Origin of the sequence: Streptomyces sp. NPDC014733 (assembly GCF_043083385.1) — a bacterium.
Taxonomy (GTDB): Bacteria; Actinomycetota; Actinomycetes; order Streptomycetales; family Streptomycetaceae; genus Streptomyces.
The window spans coordinates 86,339-104,976 of the sequence record NZ_JBIBYO010000010.1; the positions used below are offsets into that span (position 1 = coordinate 86,339).

Annotated in this window: 15 protein-coding genes; 7 read left to right on the top strand and 8 right to left on the bottom strand. The window is 74.7% G+C overall.

Features of this window, described 5'->3' with window-relative positions; translation table 11 throughout:
* Window positions 1-4: 4 nt before the first annotated feature.
* From mdlC to ACF1BH_RS22220, 7 genes are read right to left on the bottom strand one after another with little or no spacing between them, the layout of a single operon-like run.
* Window positions 5-1,588, bottom strand: coding sequence for a benzoylformate decarboxylase (mdlC, locus tag ACF1BH_RS22190; protein WP_391644707.1), 1,584 nt, complete (start codon window positions 1,586-1,588; stop codon window positions 5-7).
* Window positions 1,585-3,969 carry a xanthine dehydrogenase family protein molybdopterin-binding subunit gene (locus ACF1BH_RS22195; RefSeq protein WP_391644709.1) on the bottom strand — a complete coding sequence of 795 codons (2,385 nt, stop codon included), beginning with the start codon at window positions 3,967-3,969 and terminating at the stop codon, window positions 1,585-1,587. The genes mdlC and ACF1BH_RS22195 overlap by 4 nt, the downstream gene beginning before the upstream one ends.
* Window positions 3,966-4,427 carry a (2Fe-2S)-binding protein gene (locus ACF1BH_RS22200; RefSeq protein ID WP_391644711.1) on the bottom strand — a complete coding sequence of 154 codons (462 nt, stop codon included), beginning with the start codon at window positions 4,425-4,427 and terminating at the stop codon, window positions 3,966-3,968. Before ACF1BH_RS22200 ends, ACF1BH_RS22195 begins: the two co-directional genes overlap by 4 nt.
* Complete coding sequence (locus tag ACF1BH_RS22205) at window positions 4,424-5,284, bottom strand: FAD binding domain-containing protein (protein WP_391644713.1); 861 nt, start codon at window positions 5,282-5,284, stop codon at window positions 4,424-4,426. The genes ACF1BH_RS22200 and ACF1BH_RS22205 overlap by 4 nt, the downstream gene beginning before the upstream one ends.
* Window positions 5,281-5,535, bottom strand: coding sequence for a hypothetical protein (locus tag ACF1BH_RS22210; RefSeq protein WP_391644715.1), 255 nt, complete (start codon window positions 5,533-5,535; stop codon window positions 5,281-5,283). The genes ACF1BH_RS22205 and ACF1BH_RS22210 overlap by 4 nt, the downstream gene beginning before the upstream one ends.
* On the bottom strand, window positions 5,510-6,088 hold the full coding sequence (locus ACF1BH_RS22215; protein ID WP_391644717.1) for an aromatic-ring-hydroxylating dioxygenase subunit beta: 579 nt from the start codon (window positions 6,086-6,088) through the stop codon (window positions 5,510-5,512). The genes ACF1BH_RS22210 and ACF1BH_RS22215 overlap by 26 nt, the downstream gene beginning before the upstream one ends.
* Window positions 6,085-7,590, bottom strand: a complete 1,506-nt coding sequence (locus tag ACF1BH_RS22220; protein WP_391644719.1) for an aromatic ring-hydroxylating dioxygenase subunit alpha — start codon at window positions 7,588-7,590, stop codon at window positions 6,085-6,087. Before ACF1BH_RS22220 ends, ACF1BH_RS22215 begins: the two co-directional genes overlap by 4 nt.
* Before the next feature lie 676 nt (window positions 7,591-8,266).
* Between ACF1BH_RS22220 and ACF1BH_RS22225 the strand changes: the two genes are divergently transcribed.
* From ACF1BH_RS22225 to ACF1BH_RS22245, 5 genes are all read left to right on the top strand, one after another.
* Window positions 8,267-9,517, top strand: a complete 1,251-nt coding sequence (locus tag ACF1BH_RS22225; RefSeq protein WP_391644721.1) for a cytochrome P450 — start codon at window positions 8,267-8,269, stop codon at window positions 9,515-9,517.
* A gap of 66 nt (window positions 9,518-9,583) precedes the next feature.
* Window positions 9,584-11,005: an aldehyde dehydrogenase family protein gene (locus tag ACF1BH_RS22230; RefSeq protein ID WP_391644723.1), complete on the top strand. Its 1,422-nt coding sequence runs from the start codon at window positions 9,584-9,586 to the stop codon at window positions 11,003-11,005.
* A gap of 92 nt (window positions 11,006-11,097) precedes the next feature.
* The gene (locus ACF1BH_RS22235; protein ID WP_391644725.1) at window positions 11,098-12,474 is read left to right on the top strand and encodes an MFS transporter; all 1,377 of its coding nucleotides are present in this window, start codon (window positions 11,098-11,100) and stop codon (window positions 12,472-12,474) included.
* 153 nt (window positions 12,475-12,627) lie between these two features.
* A complete protein-coding gene (locus ACF1BH_RS22240; protein ID WP_391644727.1) occupies window positions 12,628-14,229 on the top strand; it encodes an ABC-F family ATP-binding cassette domain-containing protein in 1,602 nt (533 codons plus the stop codon).
* Between the two features lie 70 nt (window positions 14,230-14,299).
* Entirely contained in the window at window positions 14,300-15,082 is a 783-nt protein-coding gene (locus ACF1BH_RS22245) for an SDR family NAD(P)-dependent oxidoreductase (protein ID WP_391644729.1), read from the top strand.
* 56 nt (window positions 15,083-15,138) lie between these two features.
* On the opposite strand, the gene ACF1BH_RS22250 is transcribed toward ACF1BH_RS22245, so the two are convergent.
* Window positions 15,139-16,386, bottom strand: a complete 1,248-nt coding sequence (locus ACF1BH_RS22250) for an FAD-dependent monooxygenase (RefSeq protein ID WP_391644731.1) — start codon at window positions 16,384-16,386, stop codon at window positions 15,139-15,141.
* 237 nt (window positions 16,387-16,623) lie between these two features.
* Between ACF1BH_RS22250 and ACF1BH_RS22255 the strand changes: the two genes are divergently transcribed.
* Window positions 16,624-17,505 carry a hypothetical protein gene (locus ACF1BH_RS22255; protein ID WP_391644733.1) on the top strand — a complete coding sequence of 294 codons (882 nt, stop codon included), beginning with the start codon at window positions 16,624-16,626 and terminating at the stop codon, window positions 17,503-17,505.
* Between the two features lie 493 nt (window positions 17,506-17,998).
* Window positions 17,999-18,598 (top strand): cysteine dioxygenase, encoded by a 600-nt coding sequence (locus ACF1BH_RS22260; protein WP_391644735.1) that lies wholly within the window; start codon window positions 17,999-18,001, stop codon window positions 18,596-18,598.
* The last annotated feature ends 40 nt before the right edge of the window (window positions 18,599-18,638 follow it).

The following is an 18,638-nucleotide window of genomic DNA, read 5'->3' on the forward strand; positions in this document are numbered from 1 at the left end:
CGGCTCACTCCTCGACCACCACGTCGAGGAGGTAGGGGCCGGTGGCGGTCAGGGCGGTGCGCAGCGCGGGGACGAGGGCGTCGGGGTCCTCGACCCGCGCGGCGGCGCAGCCCTGGCCGGTGGCGAGGGCGGCGAAGTCGAGCCCGTCGAGCGCCGTGCCCACCGGCCGCGCCATGCCGAACCGCTCGGCGAAGGAGTCGACCGTGGCGTAGCGGCGGTTGTTCACCACGACGACGGTGAGGGGCAGGTGCAGTCGGGCGGCCGACCAGAGGGCCTGGACGGCGTACATGGCGGAGCCGTCGCCGACGACGGCGAGCACACGGGTGCCGGGGCGGCCCAGCGCCTGGCCGACCGCCGCGGGGAGTCCGTGGCCGAGCGCGCCGCTGGCGGTGGTGTAGAAGCTCTCCGGGCCAGGGTTGGGCAGGTGGGCGCACATCAGCGGACGTGTTCCGGGGGCCTCCTCCACCAGGACGCAGCCGTCGGGGCGCTCCTCGGCGAGGGCGTGCACCAGATGGGCCTGGGTGATCCCGGTCGCGGAGGGGGTGGGCGGCGCGGGGCGGCGGCGGGCGGGCGGCGGGGTGCGCGGGGTGCGCGGCGGGTGGCTGCCGAGGGCACGCAGCGCGGGCGCCAGCCCGGTGAGGACGGCCGTGCCGCCGGGGCACCAGGCCGCCTGTTCGGGGTCGTCGGTGAGCAGACAGAGGCCGGTGCCGGGCGGGAGGTGCGGGCCGCTGCCGGGGACGTGGTAGGTGAAGACCGGCGCGCCCACCGACAGGACGAGGTCGTGGCCTTCCAGGGTGCGCACGATCTCCTCGCGGACCGGCGGCAGGAAGCCGGCGAACAGCGGGTGCGCTTCGGGGAAGGCGCAGCGGTGGGACATCGGCTCCGCCCAGACCGGTGCGCGGTGCGCCTCGGCCAGCGCCACCAGATCGGGCACGGCGCCCTCGCGGTCGACCCCGGCGCCGGCGATCAGGACGGGTGACCGGGCCCCCGCCAGGGCCTCGCCGACGTGGGCGAGCAGGGCGGGGTCCGCGGCGACGGTGGTGCTCACCCGCCGCGGCGTGACGGGTTCGGCGGGGCGGTCCCAGTCGTCGCTGGGGACGGAGACCAGCACCGGTCCGGCCGGTGGGGCGGTGGCGAGGTACCGGGCGCGGGCGACGGCCGCCGGGACGTCCTCGGCGCGGGCGGGTTCGCGGCTGAGTTTGACGTACGGGCGGGGCAGCGTGACCGCGTCCTCCGACAGCAGGTAGGGGTGGCCCTCCAGCAGCGAGCGGGCCTGCTGGCCGGCGACGACCACCAGCGGCGTCCGGTTGCGGCGGGCGGTGAACAGCGCGCCCATCGCGTGCCCGACCCCGGCCGCCGAGTGCAGGTTGACCAGCGCGGGGCGGTGGGTGGCCTGGGCGTATCCGTCGGCCATGGCCACCACCACGGACTCCTGGAGCCCGAGGACGTAGCGGAAGTCGGCGGGGAAGTCGCGGAGCATGGGGAGTTCCAGCGATCCGGGGTTGCCGAAGACGGTGGTCATGCCCTCGGCGCGCAGCAGGTCGAAGACCGCCTGCCGCACCGTCGTCGTCCCGTGCGTACCGTTCATCGGATGCCGCCTTCCGCCGTGAGGCCCGCCGCCCGCAGCGCCGCGCGGATGCGGGGCGGGGTGAGCGGGAGCGAGGTGAGGGTGTGTGCGATCTCGGGTACCGCGGCGGCGAGGGCGCAGGCGACCGCCGCGGGCGGCAGGATGGTGCCGCCCTCGCCGAGTCCTTTGAAACCGCCGGGGATCACCGTGCTGGGGGTCGAGGTGTGCTCGATGACGAGGTCCTCGGGGATGTCCGGGGCCGCGGGGAGGGTGTACTCGCGCAGCGACCGGGTGGTGGGGAGGCCGCCGGCGTCCACCGTGGCCTCCTCGGTGAGCGCCTGGCCCAGTCCCTGGGCGATGCCGCCGGCGATCTGCCCGTGGGCGATCAGCGGGTTGACCAGTACGCCGCTGTCGTGGACGGCCCAGTAGCCGGTCACGGTGGTGCGGCCGGTGCCGAGGTCGACCGCGACCTCGGCGGCGTGGGCGCCGTGCGCGAAGGTGAGCTGCGGCGGGTCGAAGTCGACCGACTCCTCCAGCCGGATCGGGTCCGTGCGCCGTGCGCGTCCCCAGCCGCGGTGGCCGCGGTGGGCGACCTCGCGCCAGGCGATGCGGGCGCCGCCGGGGGCGAGGAAGACGGCGTCGGGTGACGACGGGTCCGCGGTGGCCGCGATCCGGGTGCGGACCTGCTCGGGTGCGGCGTCCAGGAAGGCGGCGGCGAGTTGCCGCATCCGGTCGGCGAGCCGTTGTGCGGCGGTGATCAGCGCGCCGCCCGCGAGGGTCAGTGCCCGGCTCGCCTGGGCGGACAGGTCGGAGTGCGGGGCGGTGTCGGTGTCGCCGAGTTCGACGCGTACCCAGTCCAGGGGAATGCCCAGCCCCTCCGCGGCGATCTGCGCCAGGGCCGTCTCGATGCCCTGGCCGACGGCGATCACGCCCGCGTACACGGTGACGGTCCCGTCGTGGTTGATCCTCAGCCGTACGCCCTCCCAGCCGCTCCAGGCGATGCCGTACGCCTCCAGCAGGGCGGTGGGGGCGAAGGCGGTGATCTCCACCGCGGCGACGACGGCGGTGCCCCGGCGCACCCACGGCTCGTCCGGTGGGCGCGGGCGGTCGGCCAGGGCGGCGGCGCGGCGCAGGACGGCGCCGTAGTCGCCGCTGTCGTAGGTGAGCCCGGTGTGGGTGGTGTACGGCAGCTCCTCGGGGCGGAGCAGGTTGCGCAGCCGCAACTCCGTCGGTGGCAGGCCGAGTTCGCGGGCGGCCTCGTCGATGAGGCGTTCGCGGAGGAAGGCCGCCTCCTGCATCCCGTATCCGCGGAAGGCGCCGGTCGGGACGCGGGTGGTGTGGACGCCGGTGACGGTGGCCGCGGCGGCGTCCGCGCGGTACGGGCCCTGCAGCGTCAGCCCGGTCACCTGTGCCGGACCGCTGCCCGCCTGGGTGGCGTACGCGCCCAGGTCGGCGAGGACGTCGGCGTCGAAGGCGAGGAACCGGCCGTCCGCGCCGACGGCGAGGCGGGCGGTGGCCTGCTGGCCGCGGCCCTGGTAGGCGGCGGTGAAGTTCTCCGCGCGCGACTCCGCCCAGCGCACCGCGGCCCCCAGGGCGACCGCCGCGGCGCACACCATGGCCTCGTCCGGGTAGAGCAGGACCTTGCTGCCGAACGAGCCGCCCACGTCGGGCGAGACGACACGCACCCGGTCCGCACGCAGCCCCAGGACGGCGCAGAGGTCCTGCCGCATCGCGTGCGGGGACTGGCTGCCGGCGTGGACGGTGAGCAGTCCGGTGCCCGGGTCGTACGCGGCGAGCACCCCGCGCGGCTCCAGCGGGGTGTGGTGGAGCCGCGGCAGGGTGAACGCGCGCTCCACGACCAGCGCCGCCCGGGAGTGCGCGGCGGCCAGCTCCTCGGGCGGGGAGCCGAAGCGGATGCGCCCGGCGGTGTTGCCCGTCGTACCGGGGACGACGGGTGGGGCGCCCTCGGCGAGCGCGTCGGTGAGGGTGGGGACCGGCGGCAGCGGGCGGAGGCCGAGCCGGACGGTCTCGACCAGATCGGCGGCGGCGGTCGGGGAGTCCGCGACGACGACGCCCAGCGGCTGCCCGGCGTAGCGGGCGGTGCGGACGGCGACGGGCACCGCGTCCTCGGGTTGACCGGGCAGCCGCCAGACGGTGGGGATCGGCGCGGTGCGGGCGGCGAGTTCACCGGGGCCGAGGACGAGGGCGCAGCGGGGGTCGTGCCGGGCGGCGGTGGCGTCGAAGCCGGTGACCTCGGCGTGCGGGAGCGGGCTGCGGACGAGTGCGGCGTGCAGCATCCCGTCGGCGCGCAGATCGGCGATGAAGCGGCCGTGGCCGCGGACCAGCCGGTCGTGGTGGCGGGGCGGCACCGGTCTGCCGATGTGGCGGTGGTCCGCGGTCACCGGTCGTCCTCCCCGGCGGCGAGCCCGCGCCAGGCGGCGCGGATGCCCGCGTAGCCGGTGCAGCGGCACAGGTGTCCGGCGAGGACGTCCTGTTCGCCGCCGCCGTGGCGGGCGGTGTGTGCCATCCGTACCAGCAGTCCCGGGGTGCAGAAGCCGCACTGCAGACCGTGTTCCTCGACGAGGGCGCGCTGGGCCGCGGCCAGGCGGTCGCCGTCGGCGATGCCCTCGACGGTGGTCACCTCCCGGCCGTCGGCCTGCACCGCGAGGAGCAGGCAGGAGCAGACCGGCGCACCGTCGAGCAGGACGACGCAGGCGCCGCAGTCGCCGGTGCCGCAGCCGATGTGGGTGCCGGTCAGCCGGAGCGCGGTCCGCAGATGTTCGGCCAGGGTGAGGTGGTGGGGGGCGTCCGCGGTGCGGACGGTGCCGTTGACGCGCATCGTGATCCTCCGGACGTTCACCGGGCCGCCCCCTCCCCTTGATCCGCGAGGGCCCGGAGCAGCAGGACGCCGGCGACCTCGGCGCGGTATCCGCCGTCCGCGGGCCCCGGGTGGCCGGCCGCCTCCGCGACGAGGGCGGCGATCAGGCCCGGGTGCGGTCCGGCGACCGGACGGCCCGTCAGCCGGGCCTCGGCCCCGGGCAGCCGGACGGGGACCTCACCGCAGCCGGTGACCACCACGCGCGCGGCCCGGATCCGTCCTTCGTCGGTCCGCAGTCCCAGGCACACCCCGGCGACCGGGTAGCCGCTCTCCCCGTGCGTGCACAGCTCGTGGAAGGTGTGGGTGAGGCCGGTGGCGCGGGGGAAGACGATCTCGGTCAGCAACTCGTCCGGGGCGCGGACGGTGGTGTGGGCGCCGGTGGCGAAGCGGTCCGCGGGGACCGCCCGGGTGCCCCGCAGCGACCGCAGCACCACCTCGGCGCCGAGCGCGACCGCGACGGCGGGCAGTTCCGCGGCCGGGGCCGCGTGGCAGAGCGAACCGCCCGGCGTGGCGCGGCGCCGGATGTGCGGATGGGCCACCGCGGCGGCGGCCCGGCCCAGTACGGGCAGCGCGGCGGCCAGTTCCGCGTGCTGCTCCAGGGTGCGCAGGGTGGTCATCGCGCCGATCCGCACCCGGTCGGGGCCGACGGTGATCCCGGCGAGGCCGGGCACGCCGGTCAGGTCCACGACGACGTCCGGGCGCACCTGACGGCTCATCAGCAGTGGGACCAGGCTCTGCCCGCCCGCCAGCGGTGTCGCCGTCCGGCCGGGGGCGGCCAGCGCGCGCAGGGCGCCGTCGAGGGTGTCCGGTGCGGTGTGCGCGAAGGCGACGGCCGTCATCCGGGTGTCTCCCGCTGCACGGCGGCGCGCACCAGCGCGGTGGCGGCCGAGGGGGTCAGGGCACACAGCGCCTCCAGGACGGTGGCGTCGAGCAGGGCGCTCAGGCCGGTGCGTTCGGAGACCAGCCGCAGCCGCCGTCCGTTGCCGGTCGGGTGCAGCAGGACGGCGACCGATGCCGACTCCCCGGACACCCGGCACAGCAGCGCGTCCGCGCGGTGCCCGGGGTCAGAAGATGACGGAGAGCTGTTCATGGGTGGCGACCTCCACGTCGATCAGGACGCGCCGGCGCAGCAGCGTCCGGCGCCCGCGGCGCTCCCGGAGCAGGTCCTGGCGCGCGGCGGTGACCAGCACCGCGTGCTCGACGCCCCGGGCGCCGGTGACCAGCAGATTGGCATCGGCCCGGACGACTTCCGGCGCAGGCGTGCCGAAAACCCGCACCGGACCGAGGAAGTGCCGGGTGGTGACGGCGGGCCGGTCCGACCACGCCTGGAGGAGCCCGGTCCGGCCGAGTTTCAGCTCCAGCACCCGCTTGGTGGCCTCGAACAGCACGGCCGTCCCGCTGTGCCGGGGCAGTTCGGGGTCCTCCCGCAGCAGCGGTACGGGGATCTCGTAGCGGAACGCGGGGTCGAGCAGGTCCAGCCAGCGCCGGTGCTCGCCCTCGTCCAGTGCGGCGCACTCCTCGGTGAGGGCGGCGGTGATCTCCGCGTCGAGGGCGGTGAGCCGGGGGCCGCGGTCGGGGAACGGGCCGTCCGCCAGATCCTCGGGGCGTACGGCGGGGCGGCGCGGGCGCAGAGGTCCGGTCACGGCAGCTCACCCACCAGCTCCGCCCAGCGCCGGTAGAAGGCACGCTGGTTGTGTTCACTGAGGGTGCCGGTCTCGGCGCGTCCCGGGCCGGGGAAGCCGGGCGCCGGGGTGGAGCGGGCGGTCCCCAGGGTCAGGTCCACGGGGCCCGCGCGGTCCGGGGCCGAGCGGGCGAGGGCGGCGTCGATACGGGCGAAGTTCTCGAAGTCGTCCATCTCGAAGAGGATGCCGCCCGCGGACTGGGTGCGGGCCTGGAAGCGGTAGGAGCGGCGGCGCCAGTCCGCGTCCATGGCGGTGGGCACCAGCGTCCAGTACAGGCATTCGGTCTCGCGGGCGCTGACCGGCACATGGGAGCGGATGACGAGGTAGCGGGTCAGCGGGTCGTCGTCCGCGCCGACGGCGCGGTCGTGGGCGACGCTGAGGAAGACGGTGTTGGGGAAGATCACGCCGTGCGCGACCTCGCAGTGGGAGGTGAACCGCACCTGCTCCGGGGTCTGCGCGGCGGCCAGTTCCGCCCAGCGTGCGGGCGGGTAGCCGGGGAACTGCGGGGCGGCCGGGTCGCGGTCGTCGAGGGAGTGCCCGTCCTCGACGACATAGCCCGCGCGCACGCTGTGGCCGCCCGCGGTGGCGATGTTGACGCCGACGAGGTCGGTGCCGATCCGCCCGCGGGTGCCGTCGGCGAGGGTGTCGCCGTAGATGCCCTGGTCGAGCGCGATCCGGTGGGTGGTGCGCATGTGGTAGCCGTCGCCGGCGAAGTTGTCGGTGGGGATCTTCCAGTTCCCCCGGGTGCGCACCCGCTGCGGCGGGCCGCACACCTCCCACTCCCCCGCCCCGCAGTCGAGGAGGGCGTCGAGGTACCAGGCGATCTCGCCGAGATACTCCTCCAGCCCGGGCGCCCCCGCGTCCCAGGTGGCGAAGAGGAAGCCGCGCCGGGAGACCACCCGCGCGGCGGGCAGGTCGTGGGCGGCGCGGTCGAAGTCCGGCGGATAGGCCGACCGGAGCGCGGGGACTCCCACCAGACGGCCGTCGTTGGCGAACGTCCACCCGTGGTAACTGCATCTGAGGTGCGCGGTGTTTCCCAGACTCGCACGGCACAGCCGGGTGCCGCGATGGGTACAGGAATTGTGCAGTGCGCGGATCTCGCCGTCTTCTCCGCGTACGACGACGACCTCGTCCCGGCCGAGCGTCCGCACGACGTAGTCGCCCGGCTCGGGTACCTCCCCGGCGAATCCGAGAAGTTGCCAGGAAGACTTGAATACGCGATCCCACTCGATATCGAGAACGTCGCTGTCGACAAATGCGCGACGCCCGACGGTGGTTACCGAATCAACCGCTTCCGACGACACACATCCCTCCCCTCCAAAGAATTCAAGAACAGGCCGAACCGCACCACGTGCGCAGGGGCCGTCCGCACCGGAAAAGGTGGAGCACGACCGTACCGAGCAGACAGTGCGCGCCCGGGGACCGCCGGGCGACAGCGTCGGAAAAGGCGGCCGGACCGGCATTCCGGGTCCCGCCAGACCCGGAGGTGCGCGTCGGCCGTCCGGCCCCGAAGGGTGCCGCGCCGGGGCGCGCACCGCTTTCCGCGGGCCGGTGAGGCACCCACGCTAAGCGCGGCCACCGCGGCACGCAAGGGCCTCTCCCGCCGCATCAGCAGGCGTTCCGGCCGCCCGACCGGGCGCCGGCGCCACCGCGCGGCGGGCCCCGCCGTGCTGCCCCGTGCCGGGCGCGGGCGGGCCCGCGTACCGCCGCCGACACTGCCCCGCCGCCCGCGCGGAAACAACGGCTCCCCGGTGAAGCGGCCGGAAATCAACGCCCCGTCATCCAGCCAGAAAACCGGTCCGGCCGGTGGCGGTATCCGGCCCCCGTCCCCGGTGAGCAACACCTCCGGGGAATGTGTTCCCGCGCGGGGGAAGGAGAGCGGCCGGCGCCGCGGCCGCATTCCCCCGCGCCCTCCGCAGGGCACTCCAACGCCATCCGGCACTCTCCTCAAGTGGCCGAAAAATTGGCCGCATCGGCGGAAGAATTCCGAATCTCGATGCCCCGGGTTCACGGAGCCGATCCGCTCCTTGAGCGCCGGAGAAAGGTGCTTTACGGTGACGCCGAGAGAGCATATGAATTCTCTCCGCGGCGATAGCGGCCGCCCTCTTGTACCTCCCACCACTTTCCGGGAGCTGTGCTGTGCCAATCGATCTCGTATCCGTCGAAGAGTTCTCCCACAACCACGTCGAGTACATCGAGGACCCGTTCTCCTTCTACGCGCTGATGCGCGAGCGGAGACCGGCCCACCTGTCCGGGAAGATCTTCGGCGGCACCTGGCTGATGTTCCGGTACGCCGACTGTGCGCGCCTGATGAAGGACGAGCGGCTCTCCAACGCGCGCTCCGCGGTCCCGCTGCGCTTCCTGCCGGACGAGCAGCGCGAGGAGTTCGCGGACATGCTCGACATCTACCGCCGCTGGCTGGCGTTCCACGACGGTGCCGAGCACACCCGCAACCGCCGCCAGGCCAACCGCGGTTACGTGCCGTTCACCGACGCGTACCTCGAACCGCGCATCCAGGGGCTCGTCGACCGGCTGCTCGACCGGGTCGACCCGGCAGGCTTCGACCTCCTCTCCGAGTTCGCCTTCCCGCTGCCCGCGATGGTGATCGCCGACGTCCTCGGCGTCCCCGTCGAGGCGCACACCGAACTCAACCGCTGGACCGACGACATCGCGCACCTCTTCGGCTCCACGTCGGTCCCCGTCGCGCATCTGCGCCGGACCCGGGAGAGCACCCGGCAGCTCGCCGCCTTCCTGGCGTCCGAGGAGAACGCGCGCCGCTCCCGCGCCGCCGGCGGGCTCCTGCACCAGCTGCGGGAGATCGAGGTCCGCGGGCACCGCTTCACCGAGCGCGACGTGGTCGCGCAGGCGGCGCTGCTGCTGTTCGCGGGCGTGGCGTCCATCCGCTACCTCATCGGCAACAGCGTGCACGCGCTGGCCGGTGTCCCCACCGCCCAGCGGGATCTGCTCCAGCACCCGGAGACGGTCGGGCCCGCCGTCGAGGAACTGCTGCGGGTGTGCACACCGGTCTCGTTCGTCGGACGGATAGCCGCCGAGGACTTCGAGTACACCGCCTCCGACGGCACCGTCGTCCCGCTGCACAAGGGACAGCCCCTGCTGCTGTACGTCGCCTCCGCCAACCGTGACCCGGACGTCTTCGACCGCGCCGACGAGCTGGTCCTGGACCGGCCGCTGCCCAACCCGCATCTGACGTTCGGCATCGGCAGGCATCTGTGCTTCGGCGACCCGCTGGTACGCCAGACGACGCGGATCGCGCTCACCTCCCTCTACAGCAGGTGGCCGGGGCTGTGCGTCCCGCCGCAGGAGCCCAACTGGAACAACAACCTCGGCTTCCACGGCTTCACGTCGCTCCACGTCACCGGCGGCGAGTGAGCCCCGACGACGTCCGCACGTCCGTGGCATCCCGGCCCCGAGCCCGCCGAGCGACAGGAGAACCCCGTGACCACACCCACCGCGCACCATGTCATCGACGGCAACCGGGCCGGACCCGCGGCCGGCACCGAGTACGCCGACGTCCTCGATCCCTGTACCGGCGACCCGCGCCTGCGGGTGCCGTGTGCCGGAACCGCTGACGTCGACCGCGCCGTACGGTCGGCGGAGGCGGCCTTCGGCGGGTGGTCGCGGACCACCCCGGGCGAGCGCCAGGCCGCTCTGCTGGAGCTGGCCGACGCCGTCCTCGGCCGGGCCGACGCGTTCCGCGAGGCCGAACTCGCCGACACCGGGAGCCGGGACGCCGCCGAGGAGATCGGCGGGGTCGTGGACGAGATCCGCTTCTTCGCCGGTGCCGCGCGGCTGCTCGACGGGGTGGCGGGCGGCGAGTACGCGCCGGGCCACACCTCCTACACCCGGCGGGAGCCGGTGGGCGTCTGTGCGCAGCTCGCCCCGTGGAACTTCCCGCTGCTGATGGCAGTCCTGAAGTCGGCTCCGGCGATCGCCGCCGGGAACAGCGTCGTGCTCAAGCCCGCGCTGACCACGCCCTCCTCGGCGCTGCTGCTCGCGGAGACCGCCGCGCGGGTGCTGCCCCCCGGTGTGCTCAACGTCGTCTGCGGCGGACCGGCGACCGGGCGGCTCATGGTCGAGCACCCGGTGCCGGCCGCGGTCTCGCTGACCGGTTCGGTCGCGGCCGGGGTGGACGTCGCCACCCGGGCCGCCGCCACGCTCAAGCGCACCCACCTCGAACTGGGCGGCAAGACACCGGTGCTGGTCTGCGCCGACGCCGATCTCGCGGAGGCCGCGCGGACCATCGTCACCGGCGCGGTCGCCAACGCCGGGCAGGACTGCACCGCCGCCACCCGGGTGCTGGCCGTCGACGCCGTCCACGACCGGCTGGTCGAGGCACTCGTGGCGGAGGCGGCGGACCGGCGCCCCGGCCCGCCGTCGGACCCGGCGAGCGCGTACGGCCCGCTGAACAACCCCGGGCAACTGGCGCGCGTACAGGAGCACATCGACCGGCTGCCGCCGCACGCCCGGGTGGTCACCGGCGGCCACCGGGCCGGGGACCGGGGCTTCTTCTACGCGCCGACCGTCGTCACCGGGGTGCGCGCGGGCGACGCCGTCACCGAGGCGGAGATCTTCGGCCCGGTCCTCACCGTCGAGCGGTGCGCCGACGAGGAGGAGGCGCTGCGGCGGGCCAACTCCTCGCCGTACGGCCTCGCCTCGGCGGTGTGGACCGGCGACCACCGGCGGGCGATGCGGCTCACGGCGGAGCTGGACTACGGCACCGTGTGGGTCAACACCCATCTGCAGTTCCCCTCGGAACTGCCGCACGGCGGCTTCCGCCGGTCCGGCCACAGCAACGACCTGTCACGGTACGGGTTCGAGGCCTACACCCGTATCAAGCAGGTGACCCACCGCCTGTAGCGGCCCGCGGCACGGGATTCCGCACGGACATCCGCAGTGACCGGCCGGGCCGGGTGCGCGCCGGCCGGTCATCCGGCATCGAGGGGGAGAGGGTGGAACGTTCCCCGGGGGTCTTCGCGCCGCGGTGGCGGCTGACCAGCGTCGGTATCGCCGTCGCCATCAGCCTGTTCGCCTTCGAGGGCATCGCGGTCGCCACCGTGATGCCCACGGCGGTGCGCGATCTGCACGGACTGGCCTTCTTCGGCTGGCCCTTCAGCATCTTTCTGGTCATGAATCTGGTGGGCCTGGGCGTGGCAGGCCAGTGGTGCGACCGGATCGGGCCGCGCCGCCCGCTGCTCACCGGTATCGCCGTGTTCACCGCCGGACTGCTGCTGGCGGGGACCGCCGGGAACATGGCGGTCTTCGTGGCGGGCCGGGGCGCGCAGGGGCTCGGCGTCGGTCTCGCCTCGATCGCGGTCTTCCAGCTCGTCGCCCTCGCCTACCCGGTCGGCCTGCGGCCCAGGGCGCTGGCCATCATCTCCGCGGCCTACGTCCTCCCGGCGCTGGCCGGGCCGGTCGTCGCGGGCGCGATCACCGCGCACGCCGGGTGGCGCGCGGTCTTCCTCGGCCTGGTCCCGCTGGTGCTGGGCGGCGGGCTGACGCTGCGGCCCGCGCTGCGGACGGTGCGGCCCCCGGGCCGGCCGGCGGCGGGCGGCTCCCGTAAGCCGCTCTTCGCGCTGCTCACCGGTGCCGGTGTCGTCGCGCTGCAGTCCGGGGGCGGCGCCGCGGCCGCCGGGCGGACGGCCCCCGCCGTGCTCCTGTCGGCGGCGGGGCTGGCGGCGCTCTGGGCGGGGCTGCGGGTGCTGCTGCCGCCGGGGGCGGTGCGGCTGCGGCGCGGCGTGCCCGCCGTCGTCGCGCTGCGCGGCCTGTTGGCGTGTGCCTTCTACGCCGTGGAGTCGGTGGTACCGCTGACGCTGGTCACGCTGCACGGGCTCGGGACGGTGGCCTCGGGCCTGCCGCTGCTGGCCGGGGCCCTGGGATGGTGGGCCGGGGCGCAGGCCCAGGGCCGGCTCACCGCACCGGACCGGGCGACGCTGCTGCGGTACGGGCTGGCCGCCCTGGCGTGCTGCTTCGCGGGCGTGGCGGTTACCTGCCTGCCGGGCGTACCGGCGTGGCCGGTGTACCCGCTGTGGATCGTGGGCGGTCTGGGCATGGGGGTGTGCGTGCCGACCACCGGTGTGCTCGTGCTGGACCAGTCCGCCGCGGACGAGACGGGCGGCAATGCCTCGGCGCTCCAGATCAGCGATGTGACGGCGGCCGGGCTGGGCACCGGCGCGGCCGGGGTGCTCGTGGGCGCGAGCGCCGCGCAGGGGCCGGGGTTCGGCGCCGGGATGGCGGCGTTGGGGCTGCTGGCCGCGGCCGTGTGCGCCGCGGCGGCGGTCGGCGCCGCACGGACGGCTGCGGTGCGGGGGCGTGCCGTGGCGACCTGAGACGTCCCGGCCACGTACGCGCCGGAAAATCACGTGGCACGTCCGGCTCACCGGTCGCTAGCATGACCCGCATGTCCACTCCGCGCGTTTCCTAGCGACCGCATCCCGCTTCAGGGGACAGGTCTGCCATCAGGAAACCACGGAGAGCACCCATTGATCACTGTACGTAATGTCGATGTGCGTGTCGGCGCACGTCTGCTGCTGTCGGACGTCAACTTCCACATCGCCCCCGGCGACCGCGTCGCCCTGGTCGGACGCAACGGCGCCGGCAAGACGACGCTGATGCGCACGATGGCGGGCGAACTGCGCCCCGCCGCCGGGGCCATCACCACGACGGGCCCGCTCGGCTACCTCGCCCAGGACCCGCGCGGGGCCGACCAGGACCAGACGGTCACCGAACGGGTCCTGGCGGCCCGCGGGCTGGACCACGCCACCGCCGCGCTCCGCGCCGCCGAGACGGCCATGTCCGAGGCGCGCACCGACGCGGCGCGCGACCGCGCCATGCGCGCCTACACCCGGGCGCAGGACGAGTTCGAGGTCCGCGGCGGCTATGCGGCCGAAGCGCTGGCCGGGCGGGTGACGGCCGGTGTCGGGCTGCCGGAGCGGGTGCTGACGCAGCGGCTCGGCGAACTGTCCGGCGGACAGCGCCGCCGGGTGGAGCTGGCCCGCATCCTCTTCGCCGAGCAGGACACCCTGCTGCTCGACGAGCCCACCAACCATCTCGACGCCGACTCCATCGCCTGGCTGCGGGACTTCCTGTCCGGTTTCCCCGGCGGGCTACTGATGATCAGTCACGACAACGAGCTGATCGAGACGGTGGCCAACCGCGTCATCCATCTCGACGCCGAGCGGCTGGCGGTGGACATCTACAACACCGGCTGGCGGCGGTATCTGGCCGACCGTGACGCGGCCGAGCGCCGGCGCACCAGGGAGCGGGCCAACGCCGAGCGCAAGGCGGCGGCGCTGCACGCCCAGGCGGACAAGATGCGGTCGCACGTGGCGACGGCGGTGGCCGCGAAGAACATGGCCCGCCGCGCCGACACCATGCTGCGGGAGCTGGAGCCGGTCCACCGGGCCGCCCGGGTGGCGCGGGTCCGGCTGCCCACCCCGCAGCCCTCCGGGCGCATCCCGCTGGCCGCCGTCGGTCTCGCGAAGTCCTACGGCGACCACACTGTCCTCGACGGCATCGATCTCGCCGTCGACCGGGGCAGCCGGCTGGTCGTCCTGGGACTGAACGGCGCCGGGAAGACGACGCTGCTCCGCCTCCTGGCGGGCGAGCAGCAGCCCGACCGGGGCCGGGTGGTGGCCGGACACGCCCTGCGTCTGGGGTACTTCGCGCAGGAGCACGACACGCTCGACCCCGCGGCGACGGTGTTCCAGTCGCTGTCGTCCGCGGCGCCGGAGCTGACCGACGGCGAGGTGCGGCAGGTGCTCGGCGCGTTCCTGTTCCGCGGTGACGACGCCGACAAGCCCACCGGTGTGCTCTCCGGCGGCGAGAAGACCCGGCTGGCGCTCGCCTGCCTGGTCCACTCCGGTGCGAACGTCCTGCTGCTCGACGAGCCCACCAACAACCTGGACCCGCTCTCCCGGGGCGAGGTCCTGGCCGCCGTGGGCACCTACCCGGGCGCCGTCGTGATGGTCACCCACGACCGTGGCGCGGTGGAGGCGTTGCGTCCCGACCGGGTCCTCATCCTCCCCGACGGGGACGAGGACCTGTGGAGCGACGCCTACGCCGATCTGGTCGCCCTGGCCTGATCACGCCGCGCGCGCCCGTCACGAACCGCCCTCCGGTCCCCGGGGACCGGCCGACAAGCTGAGGAGCACCATGCCCGATCTGCAAGGCCGCACCGCACTCGTCACCGGTTCCTCGCGCGGCATCGGCCGCGGTATCGCCGAACGGCTGGCGGCGGACGGCGCGCGCGTGGCGGTCCATTACGGACACGACGCCCGGGCGGCCCTCGACACGGTGGCGGGCATCCGCGACCACGGGGGCGCGGCGTTCGCCGTCGGCGCCGATCTGTCGACGGTCGCCGGGGTGGACGAGCTGCTGGCCGAGACGGCCGCCCGGTTCGCCGAGGGGGGCCGGGACCGTCTCGACGTGTTGGTCAACAACGCGGGATTCAGCAGGACGTTCTTCGAGGCCACCACGCCCGAGACCTTCGACGCGCTGTTCGCGGTGAACGCCCGGGCGCCGTTCTTCCTGGTCCAGCGCGCCCTGCCGCTGCTCGCCGACGGCGGCAGGGTGGTGTCAATCTCGTCCGCGGCTGTCCGGGTCGCGGTCGCGGACGTGGCGTACACGATGGCCAAGGCGGCGGTGGTGGCGATGAACCGGACGCTGGCGCATCTGCTGGGCGAGCGCGGCATCACGGTGAACACGGTGGCCCCGGGCGCCGTGGACACCGATCTGACCGCGGCGGAGCGGCGGGAGCAGCCGGAGGCCAGGCAGGTCGTGATCGACATGACCGCGCTCGGCCGGATCGGCACCCCCGCCGATGTCGCCGGTGTCGTGGCGTTCCTCGCCTCGGACGACGCGAGGTGGGTCACCGGCCAGCTCATCGAGAGCAGCGGTGGCCTGTTCCTGGGGCTGCCCCCGGGGCTGACGCAGTGACCGCACCCCACGGCGGGAGAGGCGCCGGGCGCCGGGTGGGGCTTTGCGGAGACCCCCTAGTGGGAGTCGCCCAGCCAGCCCGCGTCCGACGGCGCGTCGCAGCCGACGAAGGTGTTCACGAACGCCTCGGTGGCCTGCGCGTCGGCGGCGGTACGGGCCAGCTCGTCCAGGAAGCCGGCGCCGAACGGCCGCAGTTCGGCCTGCTCGCAGGTGTAGGCGAAGGCCGCCAGCCGCTGGGTGTCGCGGGTGGCGGCGTAGCCGGCCAGCGCGTCGTCGAGCGCGGTGGCGTCGCGGAGTCCGGCGCCGAGGGCGTCGGCGAGGGCCGCGGCGTCGGCGAAGGCGTCGGAGATGCCCTGCGCCGAGACGGGGTCCTTGTGGTGGCCGGCGTCCCCGGCCAGCACCCACCCCGGGCCGTGAGCGCGCCGCCGGGCGTTGCGGACGGCGGCGGCCCGGGGCCCGGTCACCACCGTCCCGCCCTTCAGGGCCTCTTCGACCTCGGGCACCGCCCGCAGCGCGGCGGAGTAGAACTCCGCCGCGCCGCCGGGCCCCGGCGCCTCCTCGGGCGGGAAGATCAGCGAGACCACGGTGAGCCCGGCGTGTGTGGGCCACAGCGAGATGCCGCGCCTGCCGCGGAACACCACCCGCACCCCTGGCTCGGTGACGCCCGACCAGTAGGCGTAGAGGCTGCGGGCGAGGGTGCCGCGGTCCTCCACGACGGGGGAGCCCGCCAGGCGTGCGACGGTGGAGTTGCGGCCGTCGGCGCCGACGACGAGCCGTGCGCGCAGGGTGGCGGGACCGTCCGGTCCGCTCCCCCGCACGCCGGCGACCCGGCCGTCGGTGACGACGAGACCGGTGACCGGGAAGCGTTCCCGTAGCCGGGCGCCCCGGGCGCGGGCGGCGGCCACCAGCAGCGCGTCCAGTGCGGTCCGCCGGGGCGCGTAGGTCACGGCCGCCGCCCGGCCGGCTTTCGGTGCGCCCGTCAGCACCCGGCCCTCGAAATCGAGGGAGACGCCGCGTACGGGCGGGCATCCCGAATTCTCCAGTGCCGCGACAAGGCCCCATTCATGCAGCTGCCGAACGCCCGGCCACCTGATCCAATGGGTGGAGAGCGTGTCGGCCCCCACCGGATTCCGGTCAACGATTTCGACGGAATACCCCTGCTCGGCGAGGAGCATTCCCAGGGGGGCACCGGCGCACCGTGCGCCGACGATGACGACGTCCCGAAGTTCATCTGCCGCATCTAATTCAGCATTCACCGGAACACATCCGCCTCTCTGCGGGGAATGCGCCTTCCACCTGACCATCTGACCAGGTGGAAGGCGTGTCGGAGTGTGGTGCAGCAGCGTCGATTATGGCATCGGGCGCGCGGTACGACGAGCGGGTTTCGGGTTTTTCCGCAGCCTTATCGCCTGGCCGGATCGGGTCCGTAAAACGGGGAGTCGCGTGCTCTTTTCTGCCTGCCGGGAACTGTATTGAGCCCACGTTGCCGGTTCCGTTCGGGAACGTTGACACCTCTCTTCGGGCAGACCTAACCTTCCCTCATGTCCAGCGATTCGATCCCGTTAATTGCATCGCGCTGCCATGCGGCGGGGGACCCGATTCATCTCCTCTGCTATTTCGCCCCCGAGGCCGACAAGGAGTTCACCTCCGCCGGACTCGAACCGGGCCACATGGGGTACTTCGCCGGCCGAGCCGCTCCGCTCGGACGCGCCTCCTCCGCCGCGGTGGCAGCCGCGTTCTTCAACTTCAACCCCGCGCTCGTCGCCCGGCATCTGCCCCGGGCGTGGGATCTGGCCCCGCCCGAGCGGGTGACGGAGGCCCGGCTGACCGCCGTGGACCGGGCGTTGCGCCGCGTCCTCGGTACGGAGACGGTGCGCGGGCCGCAGGTCGCCGAGGCGGCCCGCCTCGCACGGACGGCCGCCGAGGCGTGCGCCCCGGAGGGACGGCCGCTGTTCGCGGCCCACGCCGAGCTGGCCTGGCCCCGGGAGCCCCATCTGATGCTCTGGCACGCCCTCACGCTCCTGCGTGAACACCGGGGCGACGGCCACATCGCCGCCCTGGTCGGCCACGGTGTCGGCGCCGTCGCGGCGCTGATCACCGATACTGCCACCGGGCGGAGCCTGTTCACCGCGGAGCAGGTGCGCACCCACCGCGACTGGTCCGTGGCGGACTGGGCGGCGGAGACCGCCGCGCTCACCGAGGCGGGCGTCCTGGACTCCGCCGGGCGGCTGTCGGAGGAGGGCAGGCGGCTGCGCGCCCGGATCGAGGCCGCGACCGACGCCGCCGCGGCTCCCCCGTACCGCGCGCTGGGCGCGGAGCGCGCCGAGCGGCTGATCGCGCTGTGCACTCCGCTGCGCGACACGGTCGCCGCCTCCGGCGAGCTGCCGCGCAACGACACCGCGGACCGGCCCGCCCGGGGCTGAGCCCGCCCTCCCTCCACCGGTGGCTCCCGCCGGCCTCCGGTACGGCCGTGGAAGGAGCGATGCCCGCGCCCCGCCAGGCGCCCCACCAACCGTCAGTCCGTCACTCCATCACTCCCGCACGGGACCGACGTGCCCGGGAGACCGTCCGGCGAGCGCCCGTCCGTGTCACGGGCCGCTCGTCCCTACGATGCCGTCCCGCCGCGGGGCGCCGTGTCCGGACCGCCATCCGGGCGCGCGCCGCCCCGCGGCGCAGGCACCGGTCGCCGCCCCGGCCCACCGGGGACCGTGACCGGGCACCACCGGCTCCGCGGCGGCAGCGCGGAGCATCCCGCCGGATCCGCGGGCACGCGCCACCCGCGTACGCCTGCGCGCCGGTCCCGGCGCCCGCCGTGGCGCGGACCGGACGAGCCGTTCCGGCGTCCGGCGCCGCCCGGCGCGCACACCCCTGCGCGCCCGCACCTCGCCACTCCAACCACCCCAGCGGAGGTGACCCATGGACGTCACCGCACTCATCGATGCGGTCTCGCGGACCAGAGGCCGAGCCGGCCGGCTCTCCCGGCAGGACATCACCGACCGGCTCTCCCGCGCGCTCACCGCGTTCACCACCTCCTCGGCCAACCAGCGCTTCGCCGAGGAGTACCGCCCGAGCGGCAACTACACGCGGCTGCTGCTGAACTCCCCGGACGACGCCTACCAGATCGTCCTCGTGTTCTGGGGCCCGGGGCAGGGCAGCCCGGTCCACGACCACGACGACACGATCGGTGTGGTCAGCGCGCTCACCGGCCGCACGAAGGAGGTCAAGTACGTCCTCACCCCGCGCGGCGAGGGGCGCGTCGGGCTCACCGCCGCGGGCGAGTTCACCCTGGCTCCCGGCCGGATCACCCCGATCCTGCCCGAACGCGACAAGCAGCTGCACCTGATGGTCAACGAGCAGGACCACTGGTCGGCCACCGTCCATGTCTACCTCACCGCGATCCACCGCTACCGGCAGTACACGGTGGTGCCGGACGGCACGTACCGGGCGACCGAGACCCGGCTGTGGTTCGACGAGACCGGCGTCGGGCGCCGGATGCCGGTGAGCACCCGTTCCTGACCCGCCGGGGCATCCGCCCGCCGCCGGGACGCGCCGCGCG